General features: G+C 55.4%; 22 protein-coding genes and 1 riboswitch. Of the genes, 20 read left to right on the top strand and 2 right to left on the bottom strand.

Annotated features, from left to right (window positions below):
• Positions 1–93 precede the first annotated feature (93 nt).
• Positions 94–447, bottom strand: coding sequence for a phage holin family protein (locus tag WBG83_RS09995; protein ID WP_336744865.1), 354 nt, complete (start codon positions 445–447; stop codon positions 94–96).
• 272 nt (positions 448–719) lie between these two features.
• On the opposite strand from WBG83_RS09995, the gene WBG83_RS09990 reads away from it, so the two are divergent.
• From WBG83_RS09990 to WBG83_RS09930, 13 genes are all read left to right on the top strand, one after another.
• Positions 720–3,095 (top strand): endonuclease MutS2, encoded by a 2,376-nt coding sequence (locus tag WBG83_RS09990; RefSeq protein WP_336744864.1) that lies wholly within the window; start codon positions 720–722, stop codon positions 3,093–3,095.
• A 125-nt stretch (positions 3,096–3,220) separates the two neighbouring features.
• Positions 3,221–3,895 carry a PspA/IM30 family protein gene (locus tag WBG83_RS09985; protein WP_336744863.1) on the top strand — a complete coding sequence of 225 codons (675 nt, stop codon included), beginning with the start codon at positions 3,221–3,223 and terminating at the stop codon, positions 3,893–3,895.
• Positions 3,896–4,156: 261 nt separating this feature from the next.
• The gene (locus WBG83_RS09980) at positions 4,157–4,576 is read left to right on the top strand and encodes a DUF350 domain-containing protein (RefSeq protein WP_336744862.1); all 420 of its coding nucleotides are present in this window, start codon (positions 4,157–4,159) and stop codon (positions 4,574–4,576) included.
• Positions 4,577–4,668: 92 nt separating this feature from the next.
• Positions 4,669–5,256 (top strand): hypothetical protein, encoded by a 588-nt coding sequence (locus tag WBG83_RS09975; RefSeq protein WP_336744861.1) that lies wholly within the window; start codon positions 4,669–4,671, stop codon positions 5,254–5,256.
• 146 nt (positions 5,257–5,402) lie between these two features.
• Positions 5,403–5,951: a sigma-70 family RNA polymerase sigma factor gene (locus WBG83_RS09970; RefSeq protein ID WP_336744860.1), complete on the top strand. Its 549-nt coding sequence runs from the start codon at positions 5,403–5,405 to the stop codon at positions 5,949–5,951.
• On the top strand, positions 5,948–7,117 hold the full coding sequence (locus WBG83_RS09965) for a hypothetical protein (RefSeq protein ID WP_336744859.1): 1,170 nt from the start codon (positions 5,948–5,950) through the stop codon (positions 7,115–7,117). The genes WBG83_RS09970 and WBG83_RS09965 overlap by 4 nt, the downstream gene beginning before the upstream one ends.
• Positions 7,114–8,112, top strand: coding sequence for an ABC transporter ATP-binding protein (locus WBG83_RS09960; RefSeq protein WP_336744858.1), 999 nt, complete (start codon positions 7,114–7,116; stop codon positions 8,110–8,112). Before WBG83_RS09965 ends, WBG83_RS09960 begins: the two co-directional genes overlap by 4 nt.
• Positions 8,113–8,117: 5 nt before the next feature.
• Entirely contained in the window at positions 8,118–8,990 is an 873-nt protein-coding gene (locus WBG83_RS09955; RefSeq protein WP_336744880.1) for an ABC transporter permease subunit, read from the top strand.
• A gap of 97 nt (positions 8,991–9,087) precedes the next feature.
• Complete coding sequence (locus WBG83_RS09950; RefSeq protein ID WP_336744857.1) at positions 9,088–10,428, top strand: MFS transporter; 1,341 nt, start codon at positions 9,088–9,090, stop codon at positions 10,426–10,428.
• A 224-nt stretch (positions 10,429–10,652) separates the two neighbouring features.
• The gene (gene cysK, locus WBG83_RS09945) at positions 10,653–11,588 is read left to right on the top strand and encodes a cysteine synthase A (protein ID WP_336744856.1); all 936 of its coding nucleotides are present in this window, start codon (positions 10,653–10,655) and stop codon (positions 11,586–11,588) included.
• Between the two features lie 191 nt (positions 11,589–11,779).
• Positions 11,780–12,271, top strand: coding sequence for an Lrp/AsnC family transcriptional regulator (locus WBG83_RS09940; protein ID WP_336744855.1), 492 nt, complete (start codon positions 11,780–11,782; stop codon positions 12,269–12,271).
• Positions 12,272–12,335: 64 nt separating this feature from the next.
• Positions 12,336–13,499, top strand: coding sequence for an aminotransferase class I/II-fold pyridoxal phosphate-dependent enzyme (locus WBG83_RS09935; protein ID WP_442955820.1), 1,164 nt, complete (start codon positions 12,336–12,338; stop codon positions 13,497–13,499).
• Between the two features lie 99 nt (positions 13,500–13,598).
• Positions 13,599–13,862 (top strand): aspartyl-phosphate phosphatase Spo0E family protein, encoded by a 264-nt coding sequence (locus tag WBG83_RS09930; protein WP_336744853.1) that lies wholly within the window; start codon positions 13,599–13,601, stop codon positions 13,860–13,862.
• A gap of 93 nt (positions 13,863–13,955) precedes the next feature.
• On the opposite strand, the gene WBG83_RS09925 is transcribed toward WBG83_RS09930, so the two are convergent.
• The gene (locus tag WBG83_RS09925; RefSeq protein WP_336744852.1) at positions 13,956–14,789 is read right to left on the bottom strand and encodes a metallophosphoesterase family protein; all 834 of its coding nucleotides are present in this window, start codon (positions 14,787–14,789) and stop codon (positions 13,956–13,958) included.
• Between the two features lie 414 nt (positions 14,790–15,203).
• On the opposite strand from WBG83_RS09925, the gene WBG83_RS09920 reads away from it, so the two are divergent.
• The 7 genes from WBG83_RS09920 (at position 15,204) to cobU (ending at position 21,196) form a co-directional block, all read left to right on the top strand.
• A complete protein-coding gene (locus tag WBG83_RS09920) occupies positions 15,204–15,749 on the top strand; it encodes a hypothetical protein (protein WP_336744851.1) in 546 nt (181 codons plus the stop codon).
• 43 nt (positions 15,750–15,792) lie between these two features.
• Positions 15,793–16,001: riboswitch (cobalamin riboswitch) on the top strand.
• Positions 15,986–16,147 (top strand): hypothetical protein, encoded by a 162-nt coding sequence (locus WBG83_RS09915; RefSeq protein ID WP_336744850.1) that lies wholly within the window; start codon positions 15,986–15,988, stop codon positions 16,145–16,147. It overlaps the preceding riboswitch by 16 nt.
• A 112-nt stretch (positions 16,148–16,259) precedes the next feature.
• Positions 16,260–17,276 (top strand): ABC transporter substrate-binding protein, encoded by a 1,017-nt coding sequence (locus tag WBG83_RS09910; RefSeq protein ID WP_336744849.1) that lies wholly within the window; start codon positions 16,260–16,262, stop codon positions 17,274–17,276.
• Positions 17,277–18,314 (top strand): FecCD family ABC transporter permease, encoded by a 1,038-nt coding sequence (locus WBG83_RS09905; protein ID WP_336744848.1) that lies wholly within the window; start codon positions 17,277–17,279, stop codon positions 18,312–18,314. It abuts the gene before it with no gap.
• Positions 18,315–18,460: 146 nt separating this feature from the next.
• Entirely contained in the window at positions 18,461–19,258 is a 798-nt protein-coding gene (locus tag WBG83_RS09900) for a heme ABC transporter ATP-binding protein (RefSeq protein WP_336744847.1), read from the top strand.
• A 224-nt stretch (positions 19,259–19,482) separates the two neighbouring features.
• A complete protein-coding gene (gene cobT / locus WBG83_RS09895; protein ID WP_336744846.1) occupies positions 19,483–20,544 on the top strand; it encodes a nicotinate-nucleotide--dimethylbenzimidazole phosphoribosyltransferase in 1,062 nt (353 codons plus the stop codon).
• Between the two features lie 46 nt (positions 20,545–20,590).
• Positions 20,591–21,196 (top strand): bifunctional adenosylcobinamide kinase/adenosylcobinamide-phosphate guanylyltransferase, encoded by a 606-nt coding sequence (gene cobU / locus WBG83_RS09890; RefSeq protein WP_336744879.1) that lies wholly within the window; start codon positions 20,591–20,593, stop codon positions 21,194–21,196.
• Positions 21,197–21,210: the final 14 nt, after the last annotated feature.

Below are 21,210 nucleotides of genomic sequence, written 5' to 3'. Positions count from 1 at the left end.
GACGATTTCGGTACACTTGAATTACCGTTTTCATTGAAAAAGCACCTTCTCCGGAATCGGAGACAGGTGCTTTTAGCAGCTGTATCGGAAGAACTATTTGCGTTCATCAACCTTGAACGGTGTAGCCACCGGTATGAACAGGTCGATAATCCCGATAACAAGCGCGGCGAGCAGTGCCCCGATAATCGACACCGCGACGCCGCCTACGATAAACTGGGCAATCCAGATCACCGCAGCACTGGCCAGGAACCCGACAATCCCCCGTCCAAAGGGTGTAATGCGCTTGCCGAAGATTCCTTCAACAATCCAGCCGACGGCGGCAATAACTACCGCCAGCAGCAGCGCGCTCCAGAATCCGCCCACCGAAAAGTTCGGAACAATCCAACCGACAAACATGAGCACAATCGCAGCGACGACAAATCGGACTACCGTACCGAGAAAATGCATCGTCTATACCTCCTAAGCAAGTAGTTTAGCAAAATCGCTTCTTTCCAGAGGGGGTGAAAGAGGCAATCATCGCTTGTTGCAGGAGAAGCGTATACTGGCAAGTCGGACCTTTCAGGGGCGTAGGACGGAAGAAAGGGGGTTCTATGCCGTGCAATTTGTATTGTGGCCTGAAAACCATGAATTATGTCAGGGAAAAATCGTTAAAAGCAATTGTGCCGCATGGTCTTTCCTTCAGTCATTGGATATAATAAGGGCTGAGAGGAGTGCGAACGTTGAACGACAAAATAGTAAAGACACTTGAATTTGATAAAATTTTACATAAACTGGCTAATCATGCGGCTACATCTTTAGGTAAGGAATGGGTAGAGCAGCTGCGGCCTTCGAGCGAGCTGGAGGATGTGAAGACGAGACTGCTGCTAACCGATGAGGCCGCTGCGGTTGACCGGCTCAAGGGCGGCGCTCCTTTTGGCGGCATACGCAATATCCGGTCATCGCTGCACCGTTCCCGCATCGGCAGCATTCTCAGCGCGTCTGAGCTGCTGGATATCGCTACAACCATTTATGGCGGAAGGCGGCTGGCCCGGTTCCTGGAGGGTGTGAACGACCAGCGCGAAATCAAGGCGCTGCTGAAGCTGTCGGGCGAGCTTGGGGATGTCAAAGCAGTAGAGGACCGCATAAAGTCGTGCATCAGCGAGGATGCCGATGTGCTGGACTCGGCCAGCTCCGAGCTGGCCCGAATCCGGCAGGAGCTGCGCGGAAGCGAGTCGCGTATCCGCGAGCGGCTGGATCAGATGATCCGCAACACATCCATTCAAAAAATGCTGCAGGATAATCTGGTAACCCTGCGTGGCGACCGGTTCGTCATTCCGGTTAAGCAGGAGTACCGCAGCCAGTTCGGCGGGATTGTGCACGATCAGTCTGCCTCCGGGGCAACGCTGTTTATTGAACCGGAAGCCGTCGTTCAGATGAACAACAAGCTGCGGGAGCTTCGCATGAAGGAAGAGAAGGAAATTGACAAAATTCTGCAAATGCTCAGCAGCACGGTAGCGGAATCGGCCGACATCATGTTAGCCAATGTGGAGGTTTTGGCGGAGCTGGATTTCACCTTCGCCAAGGCAGGACTTGCCCGCGAGCTGAAAGGCACGCTGCCGCTCATGAATGATCGGGGCTTTCTCAAAATCAAGAAAGGCCGGCACCCGCTCATTTCCGCAGAGCACGTCGTTCCCCTGGATGTGGAGCTGGGCAACCAGTTCACTTCAATTATCGTGACAGGCCCGAATACAGGGGGCAAAACGGTTTCCATCAAGACCATCGGACTGCTCAGCCTCATGGCTATGTCCGGCTTGTTTGTGCCTGCGGAGGATGGAAGCCAGCTGTGCGTGTTTGATGCCATTTATGCGGATATCGGGGACGAGCAAAGCATTGAACAAAGCTTGAGTACCTTCTCCAGCCATTTAACCAACATTATTTCGATTCTGAAGGGCATGACGCCAAAAAGCCTGGTGCTGCTCGATGAGCTTGGCGCCGGAACCGACCCGGCGGAGGGCTCGGCGCTGGCCATTGCGCTTCTTGAATACATTCACCGGATGGGCTGCCGCATTGTGGCGACGACTCACTATAGCGAGCTGAAGGCCTACGCATTTGAGCGCAAGGGTGTTATTAACGCAAGCATGGAATTCGATATTCAGACGATACGCCCGACATACCGTCTGCTTGTCGGCGTCCCTGGACGGAGCAATGCCTTTGCCATTGCGGAGCGGCTCGGTCTGCCGCGAAGCATTATTGAGCATGCCCGCGGGCATGTCGGCGAGGATGAGGCGCGCGTAGAGACGATGATTGCCTCGCTGGAGGCAAACCGGGCCAGCGCAGAAGCGGAACGAGCGCATGCCGAAGTGGCGCGCCGCGAGACAGAGCAGCTTCGCAAGCAGCTGGAGGAGCAGAAGCAGCGATTCGAAGAGCAGCGCGACAAGCTGCTGGAAAAAGCGGAGAATGAAGCGCGCGAAGCAGTCGCCAGAGCGCGGCGCGAGGCGGAGACGGTTCTCGCTGATTTGCGGCGCATGGCGCTTGAGGCGGCAGGCAGTGTGAAGGAGCACCGACTGATTGAAGCCCGCCGCCGTCTGGACGAGGCCGAGCCGGAGCTGCGGCAGAAGAAGGCGGCACGTCCCGCAGCCCGTGGCGGCAAAGCGGCGGTGCTTGCCGTCGGCGACGAGGTCCGGGTGCTGTCGCTTGGACAAAAGGGGCATATTGTAGACTTCGCCGGCGAGAAGGAAGCGGTCGTACAGCTTGGGATTATGAAAATGAAGGTGCAGCGTGATGATTTGGAACGGCTCGGCGCAGCGCCGGACCCGGTGAAGCAGGCCCAGCAGCTTAAAGCCAGCGTGAAGCGAACGAGGGATGAGAACGTTCGCATGGAGCTGGATCTGCGGGGAAGCAATGTCGAAGAGGGAATTAGCGAAGTCGACCGCTTTTTGGATGAGGCGTTTCTGGCGAATCTGGGCCAGGTGTATATTATTCACGGCAAAGGCACCGGCGTCCTGCGCACAGGGATTACAGAATACCTGCGACGCCACAAGCTGGTCAAATCGTATCGGCTGGGCAATTACGGGGAAGGCGGCAACGGGGTGACCGTCGTAGAGATCGGGCATTAAATTTTTTCAAGTTTTTTGCCGATTCCTGAAACCAATATTGCTGCGGAGCGTATCTATAAGTGAAATTGGCCAATGGATATCCACGCTTACCATTCAAATATGAACCTTCGGGGAGGAACTGGAATATGGGAATCTTTAAACGTTTGCGCGATTTGACTATGGCTTCGATTAACGACCTGCTCGACAAAGCGGAAGATCCGGTAAAAATGCTGAACCAGTTTTTGCGCGATATGGGTGATGACATCGCTGAAGCGGAAATTGCGGTAGCGAAGCAAATCGCCATTGAGAAAAAATTCAAGCAGCAGTACGAAGAGGCGGAAGAGCTTGTCGCAAAGCGTGAGCAGCAGGCGATTAAAGCGCTTGAGGCCGGCAACGAGGATCTGGCCCGCCGCGCTCTTCAGGACAAGAAGGAACAAACGCAGCGTCGCGATGAGCTGCAGCAGCAGTACGGAACAGCGAAGGTCAATGCGGATCGTCTGCGCGGACAATTGACCGAAATGAAAGACGAATATGAAAAAATGAAGAACAAAAAGGATTTGCTGGTCGCTCGCGCAGAGGCAGCGAAGGCGCAAAAGCAAATCAATCAGGCTATGTCCGGATTCGGCAAGGACACTGCAGCCAAAGGCTTCGACCGTATGAGCGAGAAAGTGCTCCAAATGGAAGCTGAAGCGGAGGCAGCGGGTGAAATTCGCGGCAAAAACCGTTCCCTTGACGATGAGCTTGACAGCCTGGACAAATCCAGCGGTGTCGATGACGAGCTGGCGGCTCTGAAAGCACGTCTTGCCCAAAAGGATCAATAATAGCAATAGGCAGCAAGAGACTGTCCTGCACCGGAAGGAAAACATCATTGCTTTGGCGAAATAAGAAATATAGCCCCATGCGGCTGTTCGCCCGGGTAAGACGTTCTTCTTCCGCGGGGGGCGGTCTTTTTTCTGAGCACGGTCGTTTCAGGCAGGAGTGGGAGGCGGCCGAACAGTCAGTGATAACGGGAAGCAGCACTTTTTGGCAGGACGGCGGATGCCATTTATCTGAAGTTTACGGCTAGGAGTGACGATAACAGGATGAATAATGAGGTGGATCAATTGCTTTCGAATCCTTATGTGGAGACAGCGGCCTTTTTCTCGGTCGCGGTGCTGGCGCTGGTCGTATTTTTAGCTATTTTTGAATTTGTGACCAAATACAGCGACTGGCAGGAAATTAGAAAAGGAAATGTGTCTGTAGCGATGGCGACAGGCGGGAAAATCTTCGGGATTTGCAACATCTTCCGTTTTTCCATTTTGAATAACGATTCAATCATGCACTCGATGATATGGGCAGGCTTTGGATTCCTGCTGCTGCTCGTCGCGTATTTTATTTTTGAGTTCTTGACGCCAACGATTAAGGTGGATGAAGAAATTCAAAAGGATAACAAGGCAGTCGGCCTGCTGTCGATGATCATCTCTATTTCCATGTCGTATGTTATCGGCGCGAGTGTGACTTGACAATGAAATATTTGTGGGGTACGCTTTTTGCGCTGGCCGGAGTGTTTTTTGGGATTGGCATCTATTATTTGATGACGAAATAGGAGGCTCTTATGTCGGAGCATAAAGATATTATCTGTCCGTGGTGCGATACCGAAATTATTTGGGACCCGGAGTTCGGTCCTGAGGATGAGTGCCCGCACTGCGGTCAGGAATTAACACCCTACCGGAACGTGCAGCTTCATATCGAAGCGGATGAGAAGCCGCCGGGGGCGGAGCCGGAAGAGTCGGATTCCGTCGCATCGGCGGGCGCCGGCATTGCGGATTTGCCGGTGCTCGGCAGTCAGCTGGCCGGGCATCGGACTGCTCCTGAGCCGGTTAAAAGCAAAGCGGCTCCGGAAAATAAAGCCGATGATGACGATCAGGACGGCGTGGTGTTTTATAACGGAACGGTGCAGCCGTATATCGACGTCCAGTCCGATTTTCATGAATGCGACCGCTGCCGCACGGACATGGTGCTGGCCGGACGGCAAATCGTGAAGAGCAAGCATTTTGAACCTGAGGATTTCGGGGGCTTGCCGCCGTTTCTTGAGGCTCCGTTCAAGCTGAATGTGTTTGTGTGCCCGTCCTGCTTTAAGGTGGAGCACGCGCTATCGGATGAAGACCGTATCCAGGCAGCAAACCAATTGCGCGGATTATAACGCGAGATGAAGAAAGCTTCGGGTGATTTTTACCCGGAGCTTTTTTTATTGATGAATAAAGCATCAAATAAGGGTGATGCAGCCTGCTGCAAAATCGGGCGCTCAGCCGTCTTATATATAGCTGCAGCTGAAAGGAGGACAAAGAATTGGTTCAACCGATACCAGAAATTTATTGCGAATTGTTTTTTGCCCATTACCCGTCCGTGCGCCGGAAATTAATCGCGATTATTCGTGATGAAGCGGCGGCGGAGGATTTGGCACAGGAGACCTTCCTGCGCCTATACCGTAACCCCCCTGAAGAGCTGGAAGCTGTCGGCGCCTGGCTGCACCGGGTGCTGACACGGCTTGCCTATGATTATCTGCATCAAAAATCCCGGGAGCGTGAGGTACTCGAAAAGCATGAGCGCCGTGCTATGGCCGATGAAGTGAATGCCTTGTCCGGGGAAGAGGTCATGATGAGGCGCCTGAATCAGGAGGAAGTGCAGTCCTGGCTGGAGGATTTGCCTGAACGGGCCCGTCAGGTGCTGCTAATGCGGTATTCCGGCTATAACTATGCGGAAATCGCCGAGAAGCTGAATGTGAGGCGCCCGCTTGTAGGCAGTCTCGTACACCGGGCAACGGTCCGGCTGAAGCGGCGGGCGCTGCCGAGCGGCGTAGGCGGAGCGGAAACTGAACTTAGGGAGGAACGACAATGACAAAACCATATAAGAACAAAGAGCAGGCGGATCGGCTTCGGGCTGAGGAGGCCTGGACCCGGCTGCAGGGAAAGCTGGCGTCGGAGCCGGTTCATCCGCAATGGGCCAAGCTGGCTCAGCGGCAGGCGGAAGCCAGAGAGGCGGCACGAAGAGAGAGGACTGCCGGGGCGATCGCCGCTGAACAGCTGCCTTTGGCGGTTGATACTCCGACTGCGGAGAAGCATGCAGCCTCCATACCATCCGGCGAGGCAAGAAGGGGATCTGCCTGGGCAGGCTTACGCCGGCAATCCAAGTGGCTGGCCGGGGCAGCGGCGGCATGCCTGATCGTCGTGACGGTGGCCACTCCCGCAGGGAACAATGCATTAGCGGCGGTACTGAACAAGTTTCAAATGAAGCAGCTTACGGTTGTAAATGAAGATGAGATGAGACAGCTGTTCCAGAGCGTGTTCCAGGATGGCAGCCGTGAGGAAGCCGTGAACCAATATGGAACCTTCTCTGCGGCATCCGGAACCTTCCAAGGGAGTATGAAGAAGGAGGACATCCAGAAGCAGCTCGGCCGCAAGCTGGTCCTGCCGAAGGAAGCGGCGGATGAGAAGCAGTCGGATCTGTATGTCTCCCCTTGGCAAAGTATTACGCTGCAGATGAATGTGAATGAAGTGAATGCTACGATGAAAAAACTGGGGGCAACGGCCCTGCTGCCCGAATCGGTTGACGGCAAGCCGGTGAAAGTGGAGATGAAAGAAGCTGTGCATTTCAACTTCCATTCTACGGACGAGGAGAAGCAGTATACGCACTACTATTCTCTTACTCAGATGCCAGTGCCCACAGTTACCGTCGATCCGTCTATTCCAGTTAAGGAGGCGATGGAAGCGATTGTCAACTTCCCGCTGCTGCCGGCGAGCATCAAGCAAAGCCTTCAAGCCTCCTCCGCCCTTACGGATGGAAATATTCCGCTGCCGGTATTCTCCAAATCGAATTCCGAGCAGGTAAGTGTATCCGGAACTGAGGTGGTGTTGACCTCCTACAGCCTTCATGCTTCAGGCAGAAGCGAGGAGTTTAGTGCGACTTGGGTTAAGGAAGGACAACTATTTACTTTGAACAGCGGCAGCATGCTTGGTACGAAAGAGGCGATGCTGGCGAAGATTACGGAGCTGATGAACCAATGAGCACAGGAACGGCCATTTCGACCGTGGCACTAAGCAAACAATTCCATAACGGACGAGGCTGCCGGGATATCAGCCTGACAGTCCAAGCAGGGGAAGCCTTCGGCTTCCTCGGCCCCAATGGGGCCGGCAAAAGCACCTTTGTCAAGATGCTGGTCGGGCTGATTCGTCCTTGCGGCGGACAGGCGGCCTTGTTCGGGTATCCGGTCGGGTCAGTGGAGGCGAGGCGGCGGATCGGGTATTTGCCGGAGCTGTACCGCTATCAGGAATGGCTTACCGGCGAGGAGGTTCTGGCGCTTCATGCCAAGCTGAACGGGATACGCGGTCCGGAGGCCCGCTCCCGTATCAAACGGATGCTGGATGAGGTCGGAATCGGCTTGCGCGGCCGGGACCGGGTGAAGCATTATTCCAAAGGGATGCAGCAGCGGCTTGGACTGGCCTGCGCGCTAATCCATGAGCCGGATCTGCTGTTTCTGGACGAGCCGGCCTCTGCCCTTGATCCTGTCGGACGTCATGAGGTCCGGCAGCTTTTGCGTTCATGGCGCGCTCAGGGAAAAACCATATTTCTCAACTCGCATCTGCTTGAAGATGTGGAGATGCTTTGCGACCGGGTGGCGCTGCTGAATAACGGACATATTCTCCATGAAGGCACCGTAGCGGATGTCCTTCATGAGCAAACCTGCTGGCAGCTTCGGGTCGGCGGGTTTGCGCCTGTTTTGCTGGACTGGCTGCAGGAAAGGTCCGGGCTGGTTATCCGGGTGTGCGGCAATGTATCCCCGGAGGAAGCGGACCGGGACATCCGCCGGTTGTCCGGTACCGTCGACGGAACGGTGTGGCTGGAAGCCGAGACTGAGGATGAAGAGCAGATTGGCTGGCTGAATCATGTGCTGATGGAGGAGGGCTTGACCTTGTACGAGGTGCGCAAGGCCCAAACCAGGCTTGATGAATGGTTCCTTAACGCCGTTTCCGGCTTGAGCCACAGGGGGGAACGGAATTGACGATTATGATCGGAATGACCTGGAAGGAGCTGATCCGGAAACGGGTCATGCTGCTGACGCTTATGATGACGGTTATATTTTTGGCGGCCTTTTGGTTTGTCGCTCAAGCGATAGGCAACCGAAATTCGGGCGCTTGGACGGATACGGGCAGCATGGAATTTATTTTGAATCAGGTGATGCTAGGCTCGATGATTTTAACCCTGGGCTTTTTCTTCGGCTCCTTTGTTATTGCATTCTTATCCATATTCAGCTCGGTTGCTGTTGTAGCCGGAGAAGCCGAGCAGGGGGTGCTGCAGGCGCTGCTATCTCGACCCCTTCCACGCTGGAAGTGGTTCCTGGGCCGCTGGATCGGCTATGTCAGCATGGGGGTACTGTACGCCGGCCTGCTGTTTGCCTGCATTCTTGGCGTGGCGGAGTACCATGCGGCCGTGCCGGGGGATGCTGTTACAATCATGAAGGGCTTTGCCCTGTTTGCCCTGACTGTGCCGCTGCTCGTTTCCTTATCGATGCTGGGCTCCTGCTATTTCTCCGCGATGGGGAACGGTATTGTCATGACAATGCTGTACAGCGGGGGATTATTAGGCGGAATGATTGAAAAGGTCGTTAGCATGAACATGTTTCGAGAAACGAATGTCAAGCCGCTGGAAACGGTAAGCGGTCTGCTGGCGATAGCGATGCCTGCCGATGGCTTGCAGCGCAGAATGCTGGCGGAGCTGTTCTCGCTTGATGACGTGAATTCGTTTATTGATTTGCAAAGCACGCTTAGCCTGTTTGGAGGTGCAGCATTGCCTTCCAATTCCTTCCTGATATACACGGTAGGCTATGCTCTTATGGCCCTGCTTCTCGGCACTTGGGCGTTCCACCGCAAAGATTTGTAGGAACGGACGACCGGCTTGGCCCGGCTTGGACTGTATGATTCGGCGTATTTGGGAAAGGCTATTTTAACGTCGAATTTGCAGCCAAAGGAGCGGTTCCATGGCACAAAAAACGAAATCCGGTTGGGGTCCCTTTGCAGGCCGGACGCATCGCCCGGAGGCCGGTTCCTCCGGCCGTCAATCCAGCGGCGCGCAGCAGGGCGCTTCACAAGGCAGTACGGGGGGGAAACGGGGCAAAGCCCTGCTTGACGCTCAAGCCCGGCTGCTGCTGGCGGTCAACGGTTTATTCGCTGCGGCATCGGCATTATCCGGTACATACGTAAGTGTTTATTTATGGAAGGTCAAAAATGACTTTTCGCTAATCGGCTGGTTCACCTTCTTCTCCCACCTTACCATGGCGCTGACCTTCTGGATCGCCGGCAAGTGGGCAAAGGAGCGCAATAAAATGAACGTGTTGCGGACGGGCGTTGCGGTTTCTGCTGTCTTCTATTTGCTGGTGCTGCTGCTCGGGACAGCCTCGGCCTCGTATGCCGTGCTGCTGGGAGCGGTGCAGGGGCTGGCGAACGGTTTGTTCTGGCTGGCCTTCAATGTCGTGTACTTTGAGGTCACCGATCCGGATAACCGGGACCGCTTTAACGGCTATTCCGGGCTGCTTGGCTCGGGGGCGGGCATACTGGCTCCATGGTTATCCGGCTGGCTGATTACGAGGCTGGGTGGAGAGACGGGATACCGCCTTATTTTTAGCTTGTCTCTGGGTGTCTTTGTTGTCGGGGTGGTAGTCAGTTTTTTTCTGCGCAAAAAAAAGCTGCCGGGCAGCTACGCCTGGCTTCAGGCCTTCACCTCACTGAAGGAGAGCGGATCGTCCTGGCGGCTGGCTCTGCCTGCGCTTGTATCCCAAGGGATGCGTGAAGGGGTTTTCGGCTTTATTATCGGGCTGCTGATCTTTATCGCCACCCAAAGCGAGATGAGCCTGGGCAATTTCTCGCTGATAACGTCCGCGGTCGGTCTGGTCAGCTTTATGCTTGTGGGCCGCTTCTTGAAGCCGGAGTACCGCAAATGGGGAATGCTGATCGGGGTTGTCATGATGGTGCTGGTGATTGTGCCGTTTTTTTGGAAGCTGAATTATGTGACCCTTCTGATTTTTGGTGTGGGCGTCGCTCTTTTTATGCCGCTGTATACAGTACCGATGACCTCGGCTGTATTTGATCTCATCGGAAGCAGTGAGGAAAGCGCCAAGCTGCGGGTGGAATATATCGTCATGCGTGAGCTTGGCCTAAATACCGGAAGAATGATAGGGACACTGGTCTTTGTCGCCGTGATTTCGCAAAGCGCGGCCCAGCAGACCGTTAATTGGCTTCTTCTCGGTATCGGCAGCTCGCCGATTGCTGCATGGCTGTTTATGCGCCGCCTTTTGACGCCAAGGGTGCAGAAGGCCGAATAATCCGGATAACCCGGTTACGAGCGAAAGGGCGCCTGCCGGGTGTCTTCGGAGTTTGATCAGGTCAGCCAGAAACTTCTGGTTGGCCTATTTTTCCAGGCGTTTGTTTGCAATTATTACCCCTTGCCGTTCCGGCGGCTTGATTAGCCCGATTCGTTCCGGCATGCTACAATGGAGAAAAATAGCAGCCGGCACCGGCAATGGAAGAAGCCATGAGGAGGAGCAGGATGAGCAGCAACCGCAGATTACTCGTAAATAATGTGACGGAACTAATCGGAAATACCCCGGCTGTTCGGGTCAATCGTTTGACTGGGGAGCAGGACGCAGAGGTGTACGTCAAGCTGGAATATTTCAATCCGAGCAAAAGTGTGAAGGATCGCGCCGCGTATAACTTAATCGCACAGGCGGAGAAGGACGGTCTGCTTCAGCCCGGGGCGACGATTATCGAGCCGACCAGCGGCAATACCGGTATCGGTCTGGCGATGAATGCCGCCGCGAAGGGCTACCGGGCCATAATGGTTATGCCGGATAACATGACAAAGGAACGGATTAATATTTTGAAGGCTTACGGCGCAGAGGTTGTGCTGACCCCGGCCGCCCGGCGGATGCCCGGCGCCATTGCCAAGGCTCTTGAACTGCGGGATCAAATTCCGGGCAGCTTCATTCCGCAGCAGTTTGAGAACAGCGCGAATCCCGATATTCACCGGACCACAACGGCACTGGAAATAATCGAACAGATGGAAGGGCGGCTGGATGCTTTCGTTGCCACCTCCGGCACAGGCGGGACCATTACGGGAACCGGGGAAGTGCTCAAGGAGAAGCTGCCCGGGATTCAGATTTATGTTGTGGAGCCGAAAGGGTCCCCGGTGCTGTCCGGAGGGGAGCCTGGGCCGCATAAGCTTGTCGGGACAAGCCCCGGCTTTGTGCCGGCGATTCTGAATACAAGCGTATATGATCAAATTGTGCAGGTTACTGACGAGGACGCGCTGCAAACCGTAAGGGATTTGGCGGCCCGGGAAGGGATACTCGTAGGTCCGTCAGCAGGGGCCGCGGTATGGACGGCGCTCCAGCTCGCGAAGCGTCTCGGTGCCGGCAAGCGGGTGCTCTGCATCGCTCCGGATACGGGGGAGCGCTATTTGAGCATGGGCATCTGGGGGGACTAAGGAAACGGCCCGTGCATGGGCCGGATACCGCTTTTTCCAGCGTGAAACGTTTCTGAAAGGCGGTAGAAAGAAAACGTGAAGACGGCCGTACGCGCGGCCATGCTTCGCCTTTTTTTCTTTGCAGCCCGGCTCGAATAGGTGTATAGTATAATAAACTTAGCGCATATCGCTTTTGGTAAGGGAGGCTGCACATGAACGCTTTACATATTAAGGTTCTGAATTTGCTCAAAGAGGACGCGCGCCGCACTGTCGACCAGCTGGCCGTCATGCTGGACACCGACCCGGAGCAAATCAAGCAGGTTGTAAGCGAGCTTGAAGCGGAGAAGGTTATTGTTAAATATGCAACCGTTATTAACTGGAGCAAGGTGGATGAGGAGAAGGTCACCGCGCTGATTGAAGTGCAGATTACCCCAGAACGGGGCCGCGGCTTCGATGCGATCGCCGAGCGCATTTATTTGTATCCGGAAGTAAAGTCTGTTTATTTGATGTCCGGCGCCTACGATTTGCTGGTAGAGGTGGAAGGCAAGAACCTGAAGGAAGTCGCTTCGTTTGTGTCCAACAGGCTGTCGCCTATCGATCGCGTGCTGTCGACCAAAACAAACTTTATTTTGAAAAAATATAAACAAGACGGAATTATCTTTGCCGATCAGGAAGATGATCACCGCATGTTGATTACACCATAACACTAAGGGACGATGGGTAATGATCAATAACGATCTTCAAACGAAAACTAGGAAGAGAGCCTCTATGAAGGAATATTTAACCGAACGGGTTCAGGCGATACCACCTTCCGGCATTCGCCGTTTTTTTGATTTGGTGAGCGGAAGCAAGGATATTATTTCGCTTGGGGTCGGGGAGCCGGATTTTGTGACGCCTTGGCATGTTCGGGACGCGGCCGTACAGTCGCTGGAGAAGGGCCGTACGACTTATACGCCCAATGCCGGGCTTCCTGAGCTTCGCGAGGCGATTGGGGAATATTTGGACCGTGAATTTAAGGTTACCTACGATCCGGCCAGTGAAATTGTAGTCACCATCGGCGGCAGCGAGGCGATTGATTTGGCGCTGCGTGCTCTGATTGAGCAGGGAGACGAGATTTTAATCCCGGAGCCGTGCTATATTTCTTATTCTCCGATCTCGTATATCGGCGGAGGGGTTCCAGTTGGCATCGAGACATTCGCCAAAGATAATTTCAAGCTGACGGCAGCAGCCCTGGAGGCGGTTATCACACCGAAATCCAAGGTGCTGATTTTGTGTTATCCGAGCAATCCGACAGGCGGCATCATGACGTACGAAGAGATGCTTCCAATTGCCGAACTGGTCGAAAAGCATGATTTGATCGTCATTTCGGATGAAATTTATGCCGAGCTGACCTATGGGCAGAAGCATGCTTCCTTTGCGTCCCTGCCGGGAATGAAGGACAGGACGATTTTGGTGAGCGGATTTTCCAAGGCGTTTGCCATGACCGGCTGGAGGATGGGATACATGTGCGGACATCCCGATCTCATCTCAGCCATGCTCAAGATTCACCAGTACACCGTAATGTGCGCACCGGTGATGGGGCAGGTAGCGGCGCTGGAAGCATTAAAGCACGGTATGGAAGAGAAGGACAAAATGGTGGAAGCATATAACATGCGCCGCCGGCTCGTTGTCAAGGGCTTCCGGGAGATCGGTCTGGAATGTCACGAACCGCAGGGTGCGTTCTATGCGTTTCCTTCTATCCAATCGACAGGGCTGACCTCCGAGGAATTTTGCCAGAAGCTGCTGTATGAAGGAAAGGTTGCGGCTGTTCCCGGCCACGTGTTCGGCGGCGGCGGCGAGGGCTTCATTCGTTGTTCGTATGCAACCTCGGTTAATCAATTGACGGAAGCTATCGAACGAATCGGAAAATTTGTGGAAAAAGTAAAAAAATAGTATTTTCCTTTCCGGTAAGCTATCAATCTTTTATTATTTTTGGTATAATCAGGATACGGACAGGGAGATAGAGAGAAGCCGGCTAAAGGAGGGATGGTCTTGGCTGTATTGCAGTACGGTTCAGTGAATTTGCGCAGCGCTCATGTCATTTGTGAAAAACGTGGTCCACTGTATTGGCCGTTCAAGTCAAAGAAGCAATCCCCACCCAGTCTGACTCTCGAAGATGAGATTCATGATTTGCGGAAACGTATGGAAGAAGCGTTTCGCGAACAGAACTCTTTCACCGCAGACCTGGTTATTGATTTAAGCCGATTGTTAGATGAGAAAATCAACGAATATATGAGAACGATGAAAAAAGACTAGCCTGCGGGTACAGCTTCTTAAAACGTCTCGAATAAGCCAAAGGTACAGTTCCTCATGAATGATGAGGGGACTGTACCTTTTTTTGATCGCCGGTTACCGATTAACGGCCCTTGCTCTGACGCTGTATCGGTTATTGGAGAAGGTCAGGGTGGCATCGTAATAGCCGCGCCCGCTGGCTGTGCATTTGTAAGCGCCGGAGCAGCCGCACACATAAAATTTTGTCTTTGGAAAGCCGATATAAATGTTTGACGTTTTTTGGTAAAACTTGTGAGCATGATGTGTGAAGATGGCTAAAACATGGCTTCGGACCGATGCAGGGATGGCGTTGAAAAATTTATCCGTTTCCGCCTGGCTCAGCACATGAGAGGAAGGCACGGTAATTCCCTGCACGCGCAGCGGCCAATGGAAATCGATGATATAGTCGTGTTGATGATCCAGGCCCTTCAGCAAACGGAGGCTTTCCTGGCTGAAGCTGCCGGATGCATTGTCCAGCCATACGTACCTGACTCTCCCCCGTGTGCCGGGGAAATTCATCTCCCCGGTAACCCGGCCTAAATACTGCCGGAATAAGGGGCGGGTTGTTGTTTCCCAATTGCCTATCGAGGCCTTGTAGGGAATGCTCCTGGGACCGAGAATCGAGTCTGCCGCTTGTTTAAAGTCGCTGTACCGCTGTGCGGCGAAATTCCCGTGATTGGCCCCTGCATGCGCATTATCGCCGCCAAAAATAACGAAGCGCTTATTCCCGTTGCTTACGACGCTCGGCAGGATGGATTTCAGGACGGCCAGGCTGTTTCCGTATCCGACATGGCTGTCACCCACTACCCCGAAGCGGATAACTTGGTTAACGGCTGCACGCGCCCGTTTTGCCGGCGGCTTCCAGCCCGGCGTAAGTTTGTTGACGCCGGCCCGCCGAATGAGATTCTTCATCGCTTTCACCCTTGGTTGTCGTTATAAATGGCTGTAGTTCTATTCATATTCAAGTCCGGCTTGTCCCGTAAGGGAGAACATGCATCCGATCACGGAATTAGAACGCGCTGTTCTTTTTTCATTGCATGGGTCTTGTGCGGCCGAAACCATCATTTCAAGCAGCCGATAAAGCTCACTTCGTTCCTTTTCGCACTGCGCGCGCAGTGGCGTAGCATGACGGTGTTTGCTCTGTTCCATTCCGCACCGCGCGCAGCTCCCGGCGCGTGGTGTTTCGCAGCATGACGGAAGTTGGCTTGGCCCTTCCACTCCTTTGTTCAGCCTGATTAGTGGAAGGGAGAGGTCCGCCGGTTGGGTACAGGCTCTAGCTTATGGTATGATAGCAGCATGGAGACTAGACAAGAGGAGAGAACTGCGATGCGCAAGAACGTGAAATGGCTTGGGGCCATCCTGCTGCTGCTGCTGGTGCTGAGCGGCTGTGGAGGCGGCCCGAAAAGTGATGTAACGGTGTTTGTGATGCCTGAGAACGGCATTGTCTCGGATTTGACCGAAAGGCTGCAGCAAACGCTGCAGTCCAGGCTTGGGGAGAGCCCGACGGTGACCGTCAACGGCTCCGTCATTTTTTCCATGGAGAAGCTGGTTGTTGAAATCGCTGCGGGGGGCAACGGCGTGCTGATTTTGCCGGAGGATCAATTGAAGGCGGTTCTGGGGCAAGGCGGGGCTGTTAATCTGGAGGGACTGCTGAAGAAGGAGGACTATCCGGGAGGCGTGCGGGAAGCGGTTATTTCGTCCCAGCAGGGTGTGGAAGAGAGGCAGACGGCGCTGTTTGCCGTCCCGATGACGGAGTCCAAATGGTTTAAAGAGGCCGGCTACAAGGGAAATCCAATGTACGCCTTTATTCCCGCCAATGCGCCGGATATGGACAAGGCCAAGCAAGTGATGGCTGCCATTGCGGAAAAATAACAATTCCCCTATAATCAGCTAGTGAAAAGAAAGCAGTTCGTTTCAATTGTTCGCACTAACAGGTGCCCGGATTTGAAGGCTTGCGCATTCAAACGGCCGGGTGAAAAGGGAAGCCGGTGCAACTCCGGCACGGTCGCGCCACTGTAACACAGAGATGGCCCTCTCAAAGCCACTATCCCGCTGGGCGGATGGGAAGGCGGAGCCATCGCTACGCTGTGAAGTCAGGAGACCTGCCTGTGGTATATGCCATTCATCCTTCGCGGATTGGGGATGGGGCAACGTCGTCGTTTCGTAATCATTTTCGCCGGATCGGGGCTGCCGCATGTGTATGCTGCTCCGCTCTTCTGCTGCTGGAGTATGACGCGCGGAAGGACGAGGGCGTCCGGCGCTTCGTTTGAAAATGATGCGTGCCGCACAGTTGCTGGTCCCCGTCCGTTAAGGACGGGGCTTTTTGCTGTAGTGCAGGCGGCTCCGGATATAGACAGGCTTATTGAAAGGGGAGAGCATAGAATGACCCAAAGAAGGTGGCTCAAGCTGCTGCTGGCTGCAGCATTACTGGCTGCTTCGGGCTGTGGAGCAGGACAGGGCGCGAAGCAAGGAGCGGAATCCGGTGTTCCTTCCGCCCCGGGAGCGGCAGCAGGCGGACAATCGGGCGGGCAGACCGCTGCCGGAGAGAAGAGGACGGTGTACCCGCTGACGGTCAAGGACGCCACGGGAGCGGAGCTGACGTTTACCAAGGCGCCTTCGCGTATTGTTTCGACCTCGCCCGCCGAGACAGAAACACTTTACGCACTCGGGTTAGGGGATGTTATCGTCGGGGTTTCCGATTTTGACGATTTCCCGGCAGAAGCTGGGCTCAAGCCCAAGGTTGGCGGCGTAAGCAAGCCGAATGCGGAGGCGATTCTGGCGGCCGGCAGCGATTTGGTGGTGACGGGCGTCTCATTAAACGACCCGGCTGTAATCAAGCAGCTGCGGGATGAGCTGAAGCTGCCGCTTTTCAAAACCGATGCCAAGACCTACGATGACGTCATCCGGAATGTTCGGCTGCTCGGAACCATAACGGACCGCCAGACTCAAGCCGAGCAGGTAGTCGGTCAAATGGAATCGGTCCGGTCGAAGGTGCTTGAAACAGTCAAGGACATTAAGCCTGAAGAGCGAAAAAGGGTATTTATGGAATTTTCCCCGAATTGGACTGTCGGCAAAGGGACTTTCCTGAACGAGCTGCTGGAGATGTCCGGCGCTGTCAATATTGCCGCAGATGTGAGCGGCTGGGCGCAGATGAATGAGGAGAAGGTCATACAGGATAACCCTGATGTTATTTTGTTTGGGGGCGGACTTGTAGACGACAAAACGAATAAGCCGCTGGAAGAAGCCATTAAGGGCCGCAGCGGATGGAGCGGGATTGAGGCCGTCAAGAACGGCAGACTGTATGCGCTGGACAAAAATATGATGTCCCGGCCCGGTCCGCGCCTCGGACAGGCGCTGCTGGACACAGCCCGCGCGGTATATCCGGAGCGGTTCCAATAGATGAGAAGGAAGCTGCTGCTGTTCGGCGGCGCCGGGCTGCTGATTCTGGCCTGCTCCATGGTAATCAGCTTGTCCATGGGGACAGCGCCTTTGCCGGTCGTTCAAGTATGGCGGGTGCTGCTTCATGAGCTCCCGTTCCTGGGCGGTCTGATTGATGCGGACTGGCCGCAGGCATCGGAACAAATTATTTGGAAGGTCCGCTTTCCGCGTGTGGCTCTGGCGCTTCTCGTCGGTGCGGCTCTATCTATTGCGGGTACAGGCTTTCAGGGTGTACTCCGCAATCCTCTGGCGGACCCGTATACGTTAGGGGTCGCATCGGGGGCTGCCGTCGGGGCGGCAGCGGTCATTTTGTTCGGGCTGCAGCTGGCATGGCTGGGGCCATGGACGATTCCTGCAGCCGCATTTATAACGGCGCTAATCAGCTTATGGCTTGTTTTCCGCCTGGCTGCGATTCAGGGGAAGCTGCAGCTGGAGACCTTGATTTTGTCCGGTGTTGTCGTACAGGCATTTTTGGGCGCAATCGTCTCGTATTTGGTTTCCTTGTCCAGGCAGACGGTGAATGAAGTGATATTTTGGATGATGGGGAGCCTGGCAATGAAAGGGTGGAGCTACACGCTGGTGCTGCTTCCCTATGCCGCCGCCGGGCTGCTTATTTTACTGCGGTACGGCCGTGATTTGAATTTGCTTGCCTTAGGGGAGCGGCAGGCGGCTTATGCGGGCGTAAACGTGGAGCGGACCAAGCTTATTGTGCTCCTCGTTTCTACGCTTGTCACTGCAGGGGCGGTTTCGGTTTCCGGGACGATCGGATTTGTAGGACTCATTATTCCTCATTTCGTCCGGCTTATTATCGGACCGGATTACCGCTTGATTTTGCCGCTGTCGGCGTTGTTCGGAGGAATTTATTTGTTGTGGGCGGATACGCTGGCACGCATGCTGCTGAGTCCCACGGACATTCCTCTGGGCGTTATCACGGCCTTTCTCGGCGCGCCGTTTTTTGCCTATTTGCTGTACCAGCGCAAGAAACGGCTTGCAGCATAATTATGTGAATTCCCAGCGGAATAAGGGATTATAGCTGGTTATAGCCGTGACTGTAATTGATTTTACTGGGCGGGCGTGAGGATGTGAAGCAGCGGAAGCAAGTAACATAGGCTTCAAATTAATGCGGAGGCGGAGGTTGCCGGACCATGATTCAAGTATCCGAAGCGGGCTACTCTATCCGGGGCCGGACTATTTTGTCACGTGTCTCATTTGAAGTGGCGCAAGGGGAAATGGTGGGTATCATTGGGCCGAACGGCAGCGGCAAGTCCACTCTGCTCCGTCTGCTGGCCGGCATAGAGCGGCCGCATGAAGGCAGTGTGAAGCTGGAAGGCAGGCAAAGCCGGGAGTATCCGCGGAAGGAGCTGGCCCGCTGGCTTGCCGTGCTGCAGCAGGATGCGCTGCCGGATGTGGCTTTCTCGGTACGTGAGGTGGTCGAGATGGGCCGATATCCGTTCCAAAATTGGCTTGGCCGGGAAGAGGCGGACTCGGCTTTGCAGGTGGAGCGCATTTTACAGCGGCTTCAACTGTCCGAAATCGCTGAACGGACGGTAGATCGGTTAAGCGGCGGAGAACGGCAGCGCGTGGCGCTGGCCAAGGTGATGGCCCAGCAGCCCCGGCTGCTGCTGCTGGATGAGCCGACCACGTATTTGGATATCGGCTACCAGCTTCAATTCATGGACCACGTGAGACAGTGGCAGCGGGAAGAAGGCTTGACCGCCGTTGCTGTGCTGCACGATCTGAACCTGGCGGCCATGTACTGCGATCGGCTGCTTGTGCTGCATCAGGGCCGTATTGCGGATGCGGGCTTGCCCGCAGATGTGCTGCAAAGCGGGCGGATTGAGCAGGTGTACGGAACCTTGCCGCTTGTAGTGCCCCATCCCGAGAATGGAGCGCCGCAGCTTCTGCTTCGGCCGGGGCTTCCGGCGGATAAGCCGGAGGGGTAAACCTTGTCCGCTGATATCCTGTGGCTGCGATGCTTCACTCGTGCGCGGTGCGAAGGGAACGGGACTCCCGTGAAGCCAGTCCGCATGTGGTCGACCGACCGCTGTCATGCAGCGAAGCACTGCGCGCTGTGCGCGGTGCGGACCGGCCGGCTGAGCTTGCACCATGGAGCAGGAATGCAATGTAAAATACATCATTTGAATATCATGCTAGTGGGGGAATGAGAATGAACAGTCAATTGCAGCAATGGGTCGAGCAAATTAAACCGTTGGATGAGGCGGCGCAGGTACGGGCGCAGGCTCATCTGGATCAGCTGACCAAGCCGCCGGGGAGCCTTGGGCAGCTCGAGCGTCTGGCCGTACAGCTGGCGGGAATCACGGGGGAAACGATTCCGGATTTGGGCCGCAAAGCAATTATTGTCATGGCGGGAGACCATGGGGTATGCGAGGAGGGCGTTAGCGCTTTTCCGGCAGAGGTAACGGGCCAGATGGTGCTTAACTTCCTTCATGGGGGGGCGGCTGTCAACGTGCTGGCGCGTCACGCCGGAGCGGACGTCGTCTGTGTGGATATCGGCGTTCGAGGCGATTTGGAGCATCCGGGGCTTGTGTCCCGCAAGGTGAAGCATGGCACCGCCAATATTGCCAAGGGGCCGGCCATGACAACAGATGAGGCGATTGAAGCGATTTGCGCCGGCTTCGAGCTTGTACAGCAAATGGCATCCGAAGGCTGCCGCGTATTTGCTACCGGGGAAATGGGCATTGGCAATACGACGCCAAGCAGCGCCCTGCTGGCGGTTTTGACCGGTACAGAGGTGGCCGGCACTGTTGGACGCGGTACAGGGATTACGGATTCGGTATTGCTGCATAAGCAGGAGGTCATCCGCCGGGCCATCGAGACGAACCGTCCGAACCCGGAGGATGCGCTCGATGTGCTGGCCAAGCTTGGCGGGCTTGAGATCGCCGGTTTGACAGGCGTTATTCTGGGCGCTGCGGCCAGCCGCTGCCCGATTATTATCGACGGCTTCATCTCGACAGCAGCGATGCTGGTAGCTGCACGTCTGGCCCCGGCGTGTGTGCCGTATGCGATTGCCTCCCACCTGTCTATGGAGCCGGGACACCGGAGGCTGATGGACGCCATCGGGCTGACTCCTGTGCTGCATATGGACATGCGGCTGGGCGAGGGGACAGGCGCGGCTCTGCTGCTGCCCGTTCTTGATGCGGCGCTGAAAATTATGCGTGAAATGGCTACCTTTGCCAGCGCAGGGGTATCCCGATCGGAGGAAGCGTAGCATGCGGAGACAGCCGGAGACGGGAGCGGAGCGGGCGGCGCTGGAAATGAAGTCCGGGCTTGAGCAGGCGGGTTCCCCGGCTAAGCGGGTTTTGGTTACAGGCGGGGCCCGCAGCGGCAAAAGCAGCTTCGCCGAGCGCTACGCGGCTTCATTAAGCAGCGATGGGACGGGAATTTATATCGCTACGCTGCAGCCATACGATGAAGAGATGCGAGAGCGGACGCGGCTGCATCAGCTGCGACGAGAGCAGGCGGCGATGGCCTGGAGGACGATTGAGGAGCCCTTGCAGGCTGCTGCGCTGCTCGACCGACTGGCGGCCTCCCGTGCCCCTGCCGTATTACTGGACTGTCTGACCCTGTGGCTGACCAACTGGCTGCTTCAGGTGGAGCACTCGCCGGACAGAGAGACTGTGCTGCAGGCGGAAATAGACCGTCTGGCGTCAGCGGCTGCCGCGTATCCGGGGCCGATCGTGCTGGTGACCAACGAAGTGGGTGACGGGCTTGTGCCGGAATACCCCCTTGGACGCCTGTTCCGGGATTGGGCCGGATGGTTGAATCAGCGTGTGGCCGGACAGTGCGACGAAGTGTTTCTGGTAACAGCCGGAATTCCCGTCGAGCTGAAAAAGCTTGCTTTCACCTTCGAGCAGCGATAGAAGCTGCCTGGGCA

Origin of the sequence: Paenibacillus sp. y28 (genome assembly GCF_037137075.1) — a bacterium.
GTDB lineage: Bacteria > Bacillota > Bacilli > Paenibacillales > NBRC-103111 > JBBBNV01.
The sequence above is the reverse complement of the archived record's forward strand: the minus strand, read 5'-3'. Positions and strand labels throughout refer to the sequence as shown.

Coding starts and splice junctions, on each gene's coding strand:
- WBG83_RS09995 (WP_336744865.1), bottom strand. CDS start 447: ATGCATTTTCTCGGTACGGTAGTCCGATTTGTCGTCGCTGCGATTGTG.
- WBG83_RS09985 (WP_336744863.1), top strand. CDS start 3,221: ATGGGAATCTTTAAACGTTTGCGCGATTTGACTATGGCTTCGATTAAC.
- WBG83_RS09980 (WP_336744862.1), top strand. CDS start 4,157: ATGAATAATGAGGTGGATCAATTGCTTTCGAATCCTTATGTGGAGACA.
- WBG83_RS09975 (WP_336744861.1), top strand. CDS start 4,669: ATGTCGGAGCATAAAGATATTATCTGTCCGTGGTGCGATACCGAAATT.
- WBG83_RS09965 (WP_336744859.1), top strand. CDS start 5,948: ATGACAAAACCATATAAGAACAAAGAGCAGGCGGATCGGCTTCGGGCT.
- WBG83_RS09960 (WP_336744858.1), top strand. CDS start 7,114: ATGAGCACAGGAACGGCCATTTCGACCGTGGCACTAAGCAAACAATTC.
- WBG83_RS09955 (WP_336744880.1), top strand. CDS start 8,118: ATGATCGGAATGACCTGGAAGGAGCTGATCCGGAAACGGGTCATGCTG.
- WBG83_RS09950 (WP_336744857.1), top strand. CDS start 9,088: ATGGCACAAAAAACGAAATCCGGTTGGGGTCCCTTTGCAGGCCGGACG.
- cysK (WP_336744856.1), top strand. CDS start 10,653: ATGAGCAGCAACCGCAGATTACTCGTAAATAATGTGACGGAACTAATC.
- WBG83_RS09940 (WP_336744855.1), top strand. CDS start 11,780: ATGAACGCTTTACATATTAAGGTTCTGAATTTGCTCAAAGAGGACGCG.
- WBG83_RS09935 (WP_442955820.1), top strand. CDS start 12,336: ATGAAGGAATATTTAACCGAACGGGTTCAGGCGATACCACCTTCCGGC.
- WBG83_RS09925 (WP_336744852.1), bottom strand. CDS start 14,789: ATGAAGAATCTCATTCGGCGGGCCGGCGTCAACAAACTTACGCCGGGC.
- WBG83_RS09920 (WP_336744851.1), top strand. CDS start 15,204: ATGCGCAAGAACGTGAAATGGCTTGGGGCCATCCTGCTGCTGCTGCTG.
- WBG83_RS09910 (WP_336744849.1), top strand. CDS start 16,260: ATGACCCAAAGAAGGTGGCTCAAGCTGCTGCTGGCTGCAGCATTACTG.
- WBG83_RS09905 (WP_336744848.1), top strand. CDS start 17,277: ATGAGAAGGAAGCTGCTGCTGTTCGGCGGCGCCGGGCTGCTGATTCTG.
- WBG83_RS09900 (WP_336744847.1), top strand. CDS start 18,461: ATGATTCAAGTATCCGAAGCGGGCTACTCTATCCGGGGCCGGACTATT.
- cobT (WP_336744846.1), top strand. CDS start 19,483: ATGAACAGTCAATTGCAGCAATGGGTCGAGCAAATTAAACCGTTGGAT.
- cobU (WP_336744879.1), top strand. CDS start 20,591: ATGAAGTCCGGGCTTGAGCAGGCGGGTTCCCCGGCTAAGCGGGTTTTG.